A 13,063-nucleotide genomic window follows, 5' to 3' on the forward strand; every position below is an offset into this window, starting at 1 on the left:
GCCATGCCCGAAAAACGCGCGCGCACCGCCTATTCGAAGATCTCCGTCAAGAGCCAGACGGTGCTGCCCGCGGAGGTGCGCGAGCGTCTCGCGATCGGCCCGGGCGATCGTCTGCGCTACCGGATCACGCCGGAGGGCATCCAGATCGACAAAGCTCCGCCGGAAGGGGAGGATCCGTTCGTGGCGTTCACGGAATGGGGCCGCCCCATCGACGACGCAGATTATGCCGACCTCTGATGCCTCGCCTGTTCCGGCCGGCACCATCGTGGTCGTGCCGTTCCCCTATTCGGACCGGCTGGCCGAGAAGCGGCGCCCCGCCCTCGTTGTGTCCGGAACCGCGGCCGCGGAGGCCGGCTATGTGTGGATCGCGATGATCACCAGCGCCCGCAACACCCGCTTGGCCGGCGACATCGCGATCGCGGATCTGGACGCGGCCGGCCTGGGCGTCGCCTCCGTGGTGCGCCCGCTGAAGATCGCCTGCATCGAACCCAGCCGGATCCTCCGCCGCCTCGGCGCCCTGCATCCCGCCGCGGCGGCGGCGGTTTACGCCGCGATCCATGGCATGGTTGGCCAAGCGTGATCCGATCCCCGACCCAGCTTTCCCCGGAGCCCACCATGTCCAAGCACGTCGCCGTCCTCCTGGGCGGCACCTCCGCCGAGCGCGAGGTCTCGCTCAGCTCCGGCGCGGCCTGCGCGGCGGCCCTCGAAGGGGAGGGGTTCCGGGTCACCCGGGTCGATGTCGGCCCCGACATCGCGTCGGTGCTCACCGCCTTGCGGCCGGACGTCGCCTTCAACGCGCTGCACGGCCCGGACGGCGAGGACGGCACGATCCAGGGGCTCCTGGAGATCCTGAAGATTCCCTACACCCATTCGGGCGTGCTCGCCTCGGCGCTCGCCATGAACAAGGAGCGGGCCAAGACCGTGATGCGCGCCGCCGGCGTCGACGTCCCGGAGGGCCGGATCGTTAACCGCTTCGAGGCCGCAAAAAACCACCCGCTGCCGCCGCCCTACGTGGTCAAGCCGATCGCCGAAGGCTCCTCGGTGGGCGTCATCATCGTGCGCGACGGCCGGACGCACCCGCCCCAGATCCTCGCCTCCGAGGAATGGACCTTCGGGGAGCAAGTCCTTGCGGAACCTTACATAGCCGGTCGCGAACTCACCTGCGGGGTGATGGGCGACAAGGCCCTCGGGGTGATCGAGGTGAAGGCCGCCACGGGGGACTGGTACGACTACGACGCGAAGTACGCCCCGGGCGGCTCGGTACACGTGCTGCCGGCCGAACTTAAACCAAATGTTTACCAGCGTGTCCAAGAGTTGTCGTTAACGGCGCATCAAGCACTGGGCTGCCGGGGCGTCAGCCGTGCCGACCTTCGCTACGACGACACACCGGGTGGAACCGGTCTGCTCGTGGTTCTGGAGGTCAACACGCAACCCGGCATGACCCAGACGAGCCTTGTGCCGGAGATGGCGGCCCATGCGGGCCTTGGTTTCGGTGAGCTCGTCCGATGGATGGTGGAGGACGCTTCTCTGAATCGCTGAGCGGCGGTGACGCTGCCGGTCGTGGCCTTCCCGCGCGCCTCGTCGGCGCCGCGCTGGATCGGCTGACCGGACGCGTCCCCTCCCGCTCCCTCTCGGTGCGCCGGTCCCGCAAGGGCCAGCAGCTGGCCGCGCGCCTGCCGCGGGGCGTCGGCGCCGTCGGCGTCTCCCTCTCCTTCGCCGCTGTGGCGCTCGCCGGCTTCGTGGCGAGCGGGCGCTACGAGTCCTTCGTGGCCGAGCAGGGCCAGCCCCTGGATATCGCGGCGCGCGTCCTCGGCTTCGGCGTCGAGCGCGTGACCATCTCGGGCATCTCGAGGATGTACGAGCGTGAGGTGCTGGGCGCCGCCGGCATCGACTGGCGCTCCTCGGTTCCCTTCCTGGATGTCGTCGCGGTGCGCGAGAAGCTTCTGCGCGTGCCCCTGATCGCCCAGGCTTCGGTCCGGAAGATCTACCCCAACGAGATCGCGATCACCCAGGTCGAGCGCGAGCCCGCCGCCCTCTGGCAGAAGAACGGCGAGATCAACGTGATCGCCGCCGACGGCACCGTGATCGACGCCATGCGGGACGACCGCTACGCCAGCCTGCCCCTGGTCGTCGGCGACGACGCCAACAACAAGCTTCCGGAATATCTCGCCCTGATCGCCGCCGCCGGCCCGCTCTCCGAGCGGATCAAGGCCGGGACCTACGTCTCGGGCCGGCGCTGGACGCTCAAGCTCGACGGTGTCGACGTGCGGCTGCCCGAGATCGACCCGGCCGCGGCGCTCGCGCGCCTCGTCCGGTTCGAGCGCGAGGCCGGCCTGCTCGAGAAGGACATCATCGCGGTGGATCTGCGCATGCCCGACCGCCTCGTGGTGCGCCTGACCGAGGAGGCCGCCGCCGCCCGCGCGGAAGCCCAGAAGGCGAAGAAGAAGGGCGCGGCCAGCTGATGCCCTTCCTGTCGATCTCCGCCCGTCCCGCCTTCTGCGTCCGGTAGCGTCAATGCACAGCCAACACGGCCTCACGCCGCGACTGAAGCCGCTCTCCGCCCGGCGCTCGACCACCCTCTCGGTGCTCGACATCGGCACCAGCAAGGTCGTCTGCCTCATCGCCGAGCTGCAGCCGGCCGAAGCGCTCTCGACCCTGCGCGGCCGGACGCACCTCGCCCGCATCATCGGCATCGGCCATCAGCGCTCCCTGGGGCTGAAGGGCGGGGCGATCGTCGACCTCGCCGCCGCCGAGGGCGCGATCCGCCAGGCGGTGCACGCCGCCGAGCGGATGGCGAAGGTCGAGGTCCAGTCGGTCATCGTCAACATGTCCGGCGGCCGGCTCGCCTCGCAGCATTTCCAGGCCCGGGTGAACGTCCGGTCGGGCACCGTCACCGGCAGCGATGTCGAGCGGGTGCTGGAGACGGCGAGCGCCCATGGCGTCAGCCCCGGCCGGGCCGTGCTGCACGCGCTGCCCACCGGCTACGCGCTGGACGGGCAGGGCGCGGTCATCGACCCGTCGGGCATGATCGGCGAGGCGCTGGGGGTCGACCTGCACGTCGTCACCAGCGAGCTCGCCGCCGCCCGCAACGTCATGCTGGCGGTCGAGCATTGCCATCTCGGGGTCGAGGCGGTCATCGCCACGCCCTACGCCGCCGGGCTCTCGGCCCTGGTGGACGACGAGGCCGAGATGGGCGTGTGCGTCGTCGACATGGGCGGCGGCACGACCAGCGTCGGGGTGTTCTCGGGCGGCCACCTCGTCCACGTGGACGCGGTGGCGGTCGGCGGCCACCACGTCACCATGGACATCGCCCGGGGCCTCTCCACCCGCATGGCCGCGGCCGAGCGGCTGAAGACCCTCTACGGCTCGGCCCTCTCCACCCCCTCCGACGATCGCGACATGATCGCCGTGCACGGGGTCGGCGAGGACGAGGGCGAGGCCCCGGCCCATATCCCGCGCTCGCAGCTGGTGCGGATCATCAAGCCGCGGGTCGAGGAGGTGGTCGAGCTGGTGCGCGACCGGCTGCGCGACGCCGGCTTCGCCGCCCAGGCCGGGCGGCGGGTGGTGCTCACGGGCGGCGCCAGCCAGCTCGTCGGCCTGCCGGAAGTCGCCCGGCGGGTCCTCCAGGGCCAGGTCCGGATCGGCCGGCCGCTCGGGATCCGCGGCCTGCCCGAGGCGGCCAAGGGTCCGGCCTTCTCGGCCGCCGTCGGCCTGCTGGTCTACCCGCAGGTCGCGCATGCCGAGCACTTCGAGCCGCGGGGCCACGGCGCCTTCGCGGCCACGGGATCGGACCGGTACATCAGCCGGGTCGGGCGCTGGATCCGGGACAGCTTCTAGGTTTCACCCCCGTCCTGTTCGGCGGGGGATCGAAAAAATATCGGCGCCGCAGCGCCGCACGGAAAGCAGAGTAAGCGAGAGGCTCGACACCATGGCCATTACCCTCCAGGCGCCGGACATCCGGGAACTCAAGCCCCGCATCACCGTCTTCGGTGTCGGCGGCGCAGGCGGCAACGCAGTCAACAACATGATCGAGTCGGGCCTGCTCGGCTGCGAGTTCGTGGTCGCCAACACCGATGCGCAGGCGCTCACCTCCTCGAAGGCGGAGCGGGTGATCCAGATGGGCCTGGGCGTCACCCAGGGCCTCGGCGCCGGCTCCCACCCGGAGGTCGGCTCCGCCGCCGCCGACGAGGTGATCGACGAGATCCGGGACCAGCTCTCGGGCGCCCATATGTGCTTCATCACCGCCGGCATGGGCGGCGGCACCGGCACCGGCGCCGCGCCGGTCATCGCCCGCACCGCCCGCGACATGGGCATCCTCACGGTCGGCGTCGTGACCAAGCCGTTCCAGTTCGAGGGCGTGCGCCGCATGCGCACCGCCGAGTCCGGCATCCAGGAGCTGCAGGCCGCGGTCGACACCCTGATCGTGATCCCGAACCAGAACCTGTTCCGGGTCGCCAACGAGAAGACCACCTTCGCCGACGCCTTCGCGATGGCCGACCAGGTGCTCTATTCCGGCGTCGCCTGCATCACCGACCTGATGGTCAAGGAAGGCCTGATCAACCTCGACTTCGCCGACGTCCGGGCGATCATGCGCGGCATGGGCAAGGCCATGATGGGCACCGGTGAGGCGTCCGGCGAGAAGCGCGCCAACCGCGCCGCCGAGGCGGCCATCGCCAACCCGCTCCTCGACGACGTCTCCATGAAGGGCGCCCGCGGCCTGCTGATCTCGATCACCGGCGGCTCCGACCTGACCCTGTACGAGCTCGACGAGGCCGCCACCCGCATCCGCGAGGAGGTCGATCAGGACGCCAACATCATCCTGGGCGCCACCTTCGACGAGAGCCTCGACGGCATCATCCGCGTGTCGGTCGTCGCCACCGGCATCGAGCCGCTGCTGATCTCCGCCAACTCGACCAACAACCCGGCCATCGCCGAGACCGAGCAGCGCATCGCCGAGGTGGCCGAGCGCCTGCGGGCCGAGGCCCGGGCCCGGGCCTCCTCGCCGGTTCCGAGCATCCGCACGGACTCGGTCGCCCAGGCCCCCGCGCAGAACCCGGCGCCGGCCGCCCCGCAGCCGGCCCCCGAGGCGCGGACCGAGACCCGGTTCGACGCCCCGGCCCCGGTCGCCCGTGACGAGGTCGTCCTCGCCCCGGCCCAGCCGCGCGCCGCCGCGCCGTTCGTCCCGGCCCCCGCCCCGCAGCAGGCCGAGCCGGCGCCGCAGTTCCAGGCCGGCCCGTTCGTGCCGCCGCGTCCGGCCGCCCCCGCGGCCGCGCCGCTCGCCCGCGCCCCGCGCATGCCGCAGATCCACGAGCTGCCGCCGATCGCCCAGAACCAGATCCTGGCGAACCGGGCCGCCGAGGAAGCGGCGCCGGAATCCAAGCGGACCTCGCTGCTGCGTCGCCTCGCCACCGTCGGCTTCGGCGGCCGGCGCGACGAGATGGAGGGCGTGCCCGCCCCGCGGGCCGCGGCCCCGGTCGCGCCGCAGCCGCACGCCGCCCAGCCGAACGTCGCTCAGCCCCACCTGGCTCAGCCTCATGTGCCGCCGGCCCCGCGCGCTCCGCTTCCGGCGGCGCCGCAATACCGGCCGGCCCAGGGGAGCCTCGATGCCCAGGGCCGCGTCGCGCCGCAGTCGCGGATGATGGACGACGACCAGCTCGAGATCCCGGCCTTCCTCCGCCGCCAGGCGAACTGAACGGCGCAAGACCCGGGACCAGAAGCGGGAGCCGGCGGGAAACCGCCGGCTCTTTGCGCTGCAACGAAGCAACTCTTAGTTGCGGGAAGACAGGATTGCGGTCACAGCGGGGTTAACGTTTGTGACGCTATCCCCAGGCGCGTGATGCATCGGAGCCACAGAATGGCCGTCGGTTAGCCACGCATTAACCAAGCTTTAAGCCTTTGTGCCGTCAGGTTTTTAGCGGCTCCAAACGGCAAGCGTGTCTGTAACAGAGCGTAAGAATCCGTGATTTGGCTGCCCTGTGCGGTGCAGCTATAGACACTCGCAGACCAATGAGACGCGTTGCAGGACACAACCTGATAGCGCGGATAGGGGCTTCAAGCAGCGGACGGATCGGACAGTTTCCTCACCATCCCGGGTCGGGATGGCGGGACCTGATCGCGGCCGGGGGCTAATGAATGCGAACGCATAAACAGACGACCCTGAAGGGTCCGGTGACGCTCTCAGGCGTAGGGGTCCATTCCGGGAACCCGGCCGAGATCACGATCCGCCCCGCTCCGGCCAATCACGGCATCGCGTTTCTCCGCACCAGCACCACCCACGGCAACGACCGCCTGATCAAGGCCCACCACGCCCTCGTCTCCGCCACCGAACTCTGCACCGTCATCGGTGACGTCGAGACCGGTGCCGTCGCCACCATCGAGCATCTGATGTCGGCCCTCTACGGACTGGGCATCGACAACGCCCTGGTCGAGATCGACGGGCCGGAGATGCCGATCCTCGACGGGTCCGCCCTCCAATTCGTTCAGGCCATCGACACGGTCGGGATCGCGACCTGCAACACGCCGCGCCGCTGGCTCAAGGTCCTGCGCCACGTCCGCATCGAGACCGGCCGCGCCTTCGCGGAGCTGCGCCCGATCGACCGGGGCTTCCGCCTCGACGTGGAGATCGATTTCGACAGCCCGGTGATCGGCCGCTCGCGCAAGGCGATGGACCTCTCGCCCGCCACCTACCGCCGGGAGATCGCCGGCGCCCGCACCTTCGGGATGATGAAGGACGTGGAGCGCTACTGGAAGGCCGGCTTCGCGCTGGGCGCCTCGCTGGAGAACACCGTCGCGGTCGGCGAGACCGCCGTGGTCAACCCCGAAGGCCTGCGCTTCCCGGACGAGTTCGTCCGCCACAAGATCCTCGACGCGGTCGGCGACCTCGCGCTGGCCGGCCTGCCGATCCAGGGCGCCTACCGCTCCTATTGCGGCGGCCACCGGATGAATGTCGGCGTGCTCTCCGCCCTGTTCGCCGACCGGTCGAACTACGCCATCGTCGAGGCGCAGGGCTCGCGCCGCGAGACCGTGCTGTCCGAGCTCGGCGTCGGCCTGGGCATCGCCGCCTTCGCGGGCGAGCTCTGACCGCAGCCCTGTGACCCGCGGGACACAGCCGGCAACCAATCCGGGCGGCCGCAGCCTTGCCGCTTTCATGCCCGAATCAAACGTCAGGGTTTAACGGTCCGTGAACGACGGGCCCGGCTCGGTCGGGCCGGATCCAATCACGCGATGGCACGACGGCGCGGGACGTGCGCCGGTCCCGGGAAAGAGCGCCAGATGCCTGTCACCATTCGTCATCGCCGGGCGGCGGCCTTCGTGGCGCCCTTCGTGGCCGTCCTCGGCCTGGGCCTCGGCGGCTGCGACTTCGACCCGACCAACCTCTTCGCCGAGAAGTACAAGCCCGAGGTCGTTCCGGATGTCCCGGCGGACAAGCTCTACAGCGAGGGCTTGGCCAAGCTAGAGGACAGCGACTACGAGGGGGCGATCAAGAAGTTCGACAACCTCGACAAGCAGTACCAGTATTCCGAATGGTCCCGGAAGGCGCTGCTGATGACCGCCTACGCGAATTACGAGGGCCAGAAGTACGACGACGCGATCAGCGCCGCGAAGCGGTACCTGCAGCGCCACCCGGCCAGCAAGGACGCCGCCTACGCGCAGTACCTGATGGCGATGTCGAACTATAAGCAGATCCCGGACGTGACCCGCGATCAGGACCGGTCCGAGAAGGCGCTCGTCGCCCTGCAGGAGCTGGTCCAGAAGTATCCGACCTCCGAATACGCCACCGACGCGCGGTCCAAGATCCAGATCACCCGGGATCAGCTCGCCGGCAAGGAGATGGAGGTGGGCCGCTTCTACCTCGAGCGGCGCAACTTCCCGGCCGCGATCAACCGCTTCCGCGACGTGGTCGCCAAGTACCAGACCACCCGCCACGCGGAAGAGGCGCTCGAGCGCCTGACCGAGGCCTACTGGGCGCTCGGCATCACCCAGGAGGCGCAGAACTCCGCGGCCGTGCTGGGCCACAACTTCCCCGACAGCCCCTGGTACAAGGACGCCCACGCGCTCCTGGCCAAGGGCGGCGTCGAGCCCCGCGAGGAGAAGAGCTCGTTCCTCTCCAAGATCTACCGGAGCGTGACCGGCAAGACCGCCTCGGCCGAGTGACGATACCGGCGGGCCGCGTCCTGCCGCAGGCGGCCTTCGGCGCGCCGTGAAACGCCCCAGGGCCCGGAGCCGCCGCTCCGGGCCTTTCTCGTCCGCGCAGCCCCGCGGCACTGCAGATGCGCCGCGGTGCATTTTTGGGGTGAATCCGCGCCGCAGCAGCCTTATGTCTGCGGTCCCATTCTCAGGAATCCCGTCGCCGCATGCTGGCGCAGCTCGCGATCCGCGACATCGTTCTGATCGACAGGCTCGAACTGAATTTCCGGACAGGGCTGAGTGTCCTGACCGGGGAGACCGGTGCGGGCAAATCGATCCTGCTCGACGCCTTTGCCCTGGCCCTGGGCGGCCGCGGCGATGGCCGCCTCGTGCGTCATGGCGAGCCGCAGGGCGGCGTCACCGCGGTGTTCGACCTGCCCCTGGACCATCCGGCGCGCCGGATCGCGGCCGAGGCCGAGATCGACACAGAGGGTGACCTGATCCTGCGCCGGACCCAGATGGCGGACGGGCGCACCCGCGCCTTCGTCAACGACCAGCCGGTGGGCGTGCAGGTCCTGCGGGCGATCGGGGCGGCGTTGGTGGAGATCCACGGCCAGCACGACGACCGGGCCCTGTCCGATCCGGCCTCGCACCGGGCGATCCTCGACGCCTTCGGGGGCCTGCAGGGCCAGCTCGCGAAGGTCGCGTCGGCCGCCAAGGCCGTGCGCACGGCGCGCGCCGAGCTCGCCGAGCATCGCGCCCGCATCGATGCGGCCCGCAAGGAGGCCGACTTCCTGCGCCACGCGGTCGAGGAACTCGCGGCCCTGGCGCCCCAGCCCGGGGAGGAGGCCCAGCTCGCCGAGCGCCGCAGCATCATGCAGCAATCCGAGAAGGTTGCCCGCGAGCTGAACGAGGCGCTGGACGCGGTCGGTGGGCCGCATTCCGGCGTGCCGCACATCTCCGCCGCCCTGCGCAAGCTGGAGCGCCGCGCCGGCCAGCTCCCGGCGCTGATCGACCCCTGCGTCAACGCCCTCGACGCCGCCATGGTCGCCCTCGACGAGGCGCGCGCGGTTCTGGACGCCGCCGTGGCCGAGACCGAGTTCGACCCGCGCGACCTGGAGCGGGCGGAGGAGCGGCTGTTCGCGCTGCGCGCCGCCTCGCGCAAATACGACGTCCCGGCCGACGACCTCGCCGCCCTGGCGGAGCGCTACGCCGGAGAGGTCGCGACCCTCGATGCCGGCGAGGCGGCCCTGGAGGGGCTGGAACAGGCCCGCGCCAAGGCCGAGGCCCACTATGCCGAGGCGGCGGACAAGCTCAGCGCCGGGCGCCGCCGGGCGGCCAAGCAGCTCGACGCGGCCGTGAAGGCCGAGCTGCCGCCGCTGAAGCTGGAGCGTGCCCGGTTCATCACCGAGATCGTGACCGATCCGGAGGCGCGCGATCCCGCGGGCATCGACCGCGTCGAGTTCTGGGCGCAGACGAATCCCGGGACGAAGCCTGGCCCGATGATGAAGGTCGCCTCCGGCGGCGAGTTGTCGCGCTTCATGCTGGCGTTGAAGGTGGTGCTGGCCGACAAGGGCTCGGCCCCGACCCTGATCTTCGACGAGATCGACACCGGCGTCGGCGGCGCGGTGGCGGACGCGATCGGCCTACGCCTGGCGCGCCTGGCCAGCACCGTGCAGGTCGTGGCGGTGACCCATGCGCCCCAGGTGGCCGCCCGGGCGAGCACGCATTTCCTGATCGCCAAGACCCCGGTCAAAGGTGCCGGACGCGTCGCGACCCGGGTGGCGAGCCTGCCGGTGGCGGAGCGCCGCGAAGAGATCGCCCGGATGCTGGCCGGCGCGACGGTGACCGACGAGGCGCGGGCGGCGGCGGCCCGGCTGCTTCAAGGCGCGGATGCGTGAACGCCGATCAACCTTAACCGTTGGTTGCGCGTAACCTTTCGTTAACCATTCCTCGCGAGACTGCTTCCATCCCGGTGCCGTGCTCAGGCGTACGCGGTTGAAGGGCGGGAGGAAAACATGAAGCCGTCTATCGTCACGTCCGAGGGAAGCCCGCATATGGGCCGGTCCCTCAAGCAGGCGATCAACACGCAACAGCTCGGGCTGACGCTCCGCACCGTCTACGAGGGCAGCGTCGACACGCAGCCGATCACGGACACCCACGTGGAACTGCTGCTTCGCCTTCGTCAGAAGGAGCGGGAACTGCGCCGGGTCGGTTAGGGGCCCCGTGCCCCGAATCGGCACGCGTTCCGGAATGGAGTTCCTCCCGGCGGAAGGCTGCTGAGCCCTACCAGCGCCGCGAGCCGGGCCGCCGGCGATACTCCGCCGCCCGGATCTGCGTGAGAATCCGGTCGAGGTCCACGAGGAGTTCCGCCTCCTCGCGACGCGCCTGCGCCACGGCCTCCGCGTCGCTGCCGAAACGCTGGCGCGCCTGAGCCAGGGTCAGGGCGCGTTCCACGGCCTCGCGGGCGGCATGCAGGGCGAGCCAGGCCGCATCCGGGCCGGCCGCGTCGGGACCTGCCCCTGCCTCGGTCCCCTGGTCATCCACGATCCGAACACCTTCTGATCACTGCGCAGCATCGCTCGCCGATCCTCGGCCGATCGTCCGGTGCCGCCACCCGGTGTGAACGCACGAGCGCCGCAAACCGTGCCGTCACGCGCGCCGCGCGCTGTCATGGCGATGTCATCTCACTGTCGTAACGCCCGGCTCATCGGGCGGCCGGCGCCGGGTCTCTTGGAAGACCGGCCGCACAGCTCTGCCGCGGGCATGGGCTTGCCGGCAGAGAGGCGCAGGCTCTCGCCCGACGGCAACGGAGATACCCTTGAGACCCTTCGCTTACGCGCTCGCCGTCGGCCTCGCGACGGTTCAGCTGGCGTCCGCGGCACTCGCTGCCGATATCACGGGTGCCGGCGCAACGTTCCCGTTCCCGGTCTACTCCAAGTGGGCCGAAGCCTACCGGAAGGAGACCGGCTCGGGACTGAACTACCAGTCCATCGGCTCCGGCGGCGGCATCAAGCAGATCCAGGCCAAGACCGTCGATTTCGGCGCGACCGACGCGCCTCTGAAGGGCGAGCAGCTGGCCAAGGACGGTCTCGTCCAGTTCCCCACCGTTATGGGCGGCGTCGTGCCGGTCGTGAACATCGCCGGTCTCGAGCCCGGCAAGCTGAAGCTGACCGGCGACGTGCTGGCCGACATCTACGCCGGCAAGATCGCGAAGTGGTCGGACCCGCGGATCGCCAAGCTCAACGAGGGCGTGAAGCTCCCCGACGCGACCATCACCCCGGTCTACCGGTCCGACGCCTCGGGCACGACCAACATCTTCACCACCTACCTGTCGCAGGTCTCCGAGACCTGGAAGAAGGATTACGGCGCGGCCACCACGATCTCCTGGCCGGTCGGGCAGGGCGGCAAGGGCAACGAGGGCGTGACCGCCACCGTGAAGCAGGTGCCGAACGCGATCGGCTACGTCGAATCCGCCTACGCCAAGCAGAACAAGCTCGCTTACGCTCTGCTTCAGAACAAGGCCGGCAAGTATCCGCAGCCCGACGACAAGGCCTTCCAGGCCGCCGCCGCCAGCGCCGACTGGAAGTCGGCTCCGGGCTTCGGTATCTCGCTGACCAACCAGCCGGGCGAAGATGCCTGGCCGATCACGGCGGCGACCTTCATCCTGGTCCACAAGGATCCGGCCGACCCGGCCAAGGCCGCGGATACGCTCAAATTCTTCGATTGGGCCTACAAGAACGGCGATAAGCTTGCTTCTGACCTCGACTACGTGCCGCTTCCGGACAACGTCGTCGCCCTGATCCACGAAGAGTGGAAAAACGTGAAGGGTAAGGACGGTAAGCCCGTCTTCAACATGTGAGTGATTTAGGGGGGAGGCTTGCAGCCTCCTCCCTCGCTTCGCGGACTGCACCGCGCTACCACGCCCCCCTTCGCAGAGAATCGCGGATGCCCGCCTTGACCGAGACGATTGCCCTCGCACGACCCCGCGCCGTCGCCGCGCGTAAAGGGCCGAGCCGGAGCCTCGACAACCTGTTCCGGGCTTGCTCCTACGGCGCGGCACTGTTCGTGCTCGTCGTGCTCGCCGGAATCCTGGGGTCGATCCTCTACGGCGGCTGGCCCGCCTTCCGCGAATTCGGATTCGCCTTCCTCACATCCAGCGCCTGGAACGTCGGGACCGAGCAGTACGGCGCCCTGGTGGCCGTGATCGGCACCGTGGCCTCCGCGACCCTCGCGCTGCTGATCGGCGTGCCGGTCTCCCTGGGGATCGCCGTCTACCTCACGCAGCTCTGCCCGGGCTGGGCCCGCAAGCCGGTGGCGATGACCATCGAGCTGCTCGCCGCGGTGCCGAGCATCATCTACGGCATGTGGGGCCTGTTCGTGTTCGCGCCGCTCTTCGCGCGCTTCGTCCAGATCCCGGTCTCGAACCTGGTCGAGGGCATGCCGATCGTCGGCACGCTGTTCTACGCCCGGGTGCCCTCGGGCGTCGGCGTCTTCACCGCCGGCATCATCCTGGCGATCATGATCGTGCCGTTCATCGCCTCGATCGCCCGCGACATGCTCGACCAGATCCCCACCGTGCTGCGCGAGAGCGCCTACGGCATCGGCTGCACGACCTGGGAGGTGGTGCGCCACGTTCTGGTGCCGCAGGCCTCGGTCTCGATCATCGGGGCGATCATGCTCGGCCTCGGCCGCGCGCTCGGCGAGACGATGGCGGTGACCTTCGTGATCGGCAACGCCAACCGCCTCTCGGCCTCGATCTTCGACCCGAGCTCGACCATCGCGTCGCGCATCGCCAACGAGTTCAACGAGGCGGACGGCCTCCAGCTCAACGCGCTGATGGCGCTCGGCTGCATCCTCTTCGTCATCACCTTCGTGGTGCTCATCATCGCCCGGTTGCTGACGCGCCGCGTCAAGCCTGCCTGAGGAGGGCTCA

The 13,063-nt window shown here is 70.0% G+C and carries 13 protein-coding genes; 12 read left to right on the plus strand and 1 reads right to left on the minus strand.

Annotation, left to right across the window (positions count from 1 at the left end; translation table 11 throughout):
* Positions 1-3: 3 nt before the first annotated feature.
* From WYO_RS11115 to WYO_RS29330, 10 genes are all read left to right on the plus strand, one after another.
* Positions 4-237, plus strand: a complete 234-nt coding sequence (locus WYO_RS11115) for a hypothetical protein (protein ID WP_007562329.1) — start codon at positions 4-6, stop codon at positions 235-237.
* Entirely contained in the window at positions 224-580 is a 357-nt protein-coding gene (locus WYO_RS11120; protein ID WP_007562330.1) for a type II toxin-antitoxin system PemK/MazF family toxin, read from the plus strand. The genes WYO_RS11115 and WYO_RS11120 overlap by 14 nt, the downstream gene beginning before the upstream one ends.
* A 35-nt stretch (positions 581-615) precedes the next feature.
* The gene (locus WYO_RS11125) at positions 616-1,539 is read left to right on the plus strand and encodes a D-alanine--D-alanine ligase (RefSeq protein WP_007562331.1); all 924 of its coding nucleotides are present in this window, start codon (positions 616-618) and stop codon (positions 1,537-1,539) included.
* Positions 1,506-2,462 carry a cell division protein FtsQ/DivIB gene (locus WYO_RS11130; protein ID WP_007562332.1) on the plus strand — a complete coding sequence of 319 codons (957 nt, stop codon included), beginning with the start codon at positions 1,506-1,508 and terminating at the stop codon, positions 2,460-2,462. Before WYO_RS11125 ends, WYO_RS11130 begins: the two co-directional genes overlap by 34 nt.
* 52 nt (positions 2,463-2,514) lie before the next feature.
* A complete protein-coding gene (ftsA, locus tag WYO_RS11135; protein ID WP_007562333.1) occupies positions 2,515-3,837 on the plus strand; it encodes a cell division protein FtsA in 1,323 nt (440 codons plus the stop codon).
* A 91-nt stretch (positions 3,838-3,928) separates the two neighbouring features.
* Positions 3,929-5,692 carry a cell division protein FtsZ gene (ftsZ, locus tag WYO_RS11140; protein WP_007562334.1) on the plus strand — a complete coding sequence of 588 codons (1,764 nt, stop codon included), beginning with the start codon at positions 3,929-3,931 and terminating at the stop codon, positions 5,690-5,692.
* 440 nt (positions 5,693-6,132) lie between these two features.
* Positions 6,133-7,080, plus strand: coding sequence for a UDP-3-O-acyl-N-acetylglucosamine deacetylase (gene lpxC, locus WYO_RS11145; protein WP_007562335.1), 948 nt, complete (start codon positions 6,133-6,135; stop codon positions 7,078-7,080).
* A gap of 192 nt (positions 7,081-7,272) precedes the next feature.
* Entirely contained in the window at positions 7,273-8,154 is an 882-nt protein-coding gene (locus tag WYO_RS11150) for an outer membrane protein assembly factor BamD (protein ID WP_007562336.1), read from the plus strand.
* Between the two features lie 200 nt (positions 8,155-8,354).
* Positions 8,355-10,028 (plus strand): DNA repair protein RecN, encoded by a 1,674-nt coding sequence (recN, locus tag WYO_RS11155; RefSeq protein WP_007562337.1) that lies wholly within the window; start codon positions 8,355-8,357, stop codon positions 10,026-10,028.
* Between the two features lie 117 nt (positions 10,029-10,145).
* A complete protein-coding gene (locus WYO_RS29330) occupies positions 10,146-10,346 on the plus strand; it encodes a hypothetical protein (protein ID WP_007562339.1) in 201 nt (66 codons plus the stop codon).
* 67 nt (positions 10,347-10,413) lie between these two features.
* Here WYO_RS29330 and WYO_RS11165 read toward each other — a convergent pair whose 3' ends face one another.
* The gene (locus tag WYO_RS11165; RefSeq protein ID WP_007562340.1) at positions 10,414-10,674 is read right to left on the minus strand and encodes a hypothetical protein; all 261 of its coding nucleotides are present in this window, start codon (positions 10,672-10,674) and stop codon (positions 10,414-10,416) included.
* A 274-nt stretch (positions 10,675-10,948) separates the two neighbouring features.
* On the opposite strand from WYO_RS11165, the gene pstS reads away from it, so the two are divergent.
* Together pstS and pstC are read left to right on the plus strand one after the other, a co-directional pair.
* Positions 10,949-11,989, plus strand: a complete 1,041-nt coding sequence (gene pstS / locus WYO_RS11170; RefSeq protein ID WP_007562343.1) for a phosphate ABC transporter substrate-binding protein PstS — start codon at positions 10,949-10,951, stop codon at positions 11,987-11,989.
* 86 nt (positions 11,990-12,075) lie between these two features.
* Complete coding sequence (pstC, locus tag WYO_RS11175; protein WP_007562346.1) at positions 12,076-13,053, plus strand: phosphate ABC transporter permease subunit PstC; 978 nt, start codon at positions 12,076-12,078, stop codon at positions 13,051-13,053.
* Positions 13,054-13,063 lie beyond the last annotated feature (10 nt).

Origin of the sequence: Methylobacterium sp. GXF4 (assembly GCF_000272495.1) — a bacterium.
Taxonomy (GTDB): Bacteria; Pseudomonadota; Alphaproteobacteria; order Rhizobiales; family Beijerinckiaceae; genus Methylobacterium; species Methylobacterium brachiatum.

Coding starts and splice junctions, on each gene's coding strand:
- recN (WP_007562337.1), top strand. CDS start 8,355: ATGCTGGCGCAGCTCGCGATCCGCGACATCGTTCTGATCGACAGGCTC.
- WYO_RS11125 (WP_007562331.1), top strand. CDS start 616: ATGTCCAAGCACGTCGCCGTCCTCCTGGGCGGCACCTCCGCCGAGCGC.
- WYO_RS11150 (WP_007562336.1), top strand. CDS start 7,273: ATGCCTGTCACCATTCGTCATCGCCGGGCGGCGGCCTTCGTGGCGCCC.
- ftsZ (WP_007562334.1), top strand. CDS start 3,929: ATGGCCATTACCCTCCAGGCGCCGGACATCCGGGAACTCAAGCCCCGC.
- ftsA (WP_007562333.1), top strand. CDS start 2,515: ATGCACAGCCAACACGGCCTCACGCCGCGACTGAAGCCGCTCTCCGCC.
- WYO_RS11120 (WP_007562330.1), top strand. CDS start 224: ATGCCGACCTCTGATGCCTCGCCTGTTCCGGCCGGCACCATCGTGGTC.
- pstC (WP_007562346.1), top strand. CDS start 12,076: ATGCCCGCCTTGACCGAGACGATTGCCCTCGCACGACCCCGCGCCGTC.
- WYO_RS29330 (WP_007562339.1), top strand. CDS start 10,146: ATGAAGCCGTCTATCGTCACGTCCGAGGGAAGCCCGCATATGGGCCGG.
- lpxC (WP_007562335.1), top strand. CDS start 6,133: ATGCGAACGCATAAACAGACGACCCTGAAGGGTCCGGTGACGCTCTCA.
- WYO_RS11115 (WP_007562329.1), top strand. CDS start 4: ATGCCCGAAAAACGCGCGCGCACCGCCTATTCGAAGATCTCCGTCAAG.
- WYO_RS11130 (WP_007562332.1), top strand. CDS start 1,506: ATGGATGGTGGAGGACGCTTCTCTGAATCGCTGAGCGGCGGTGACGCT.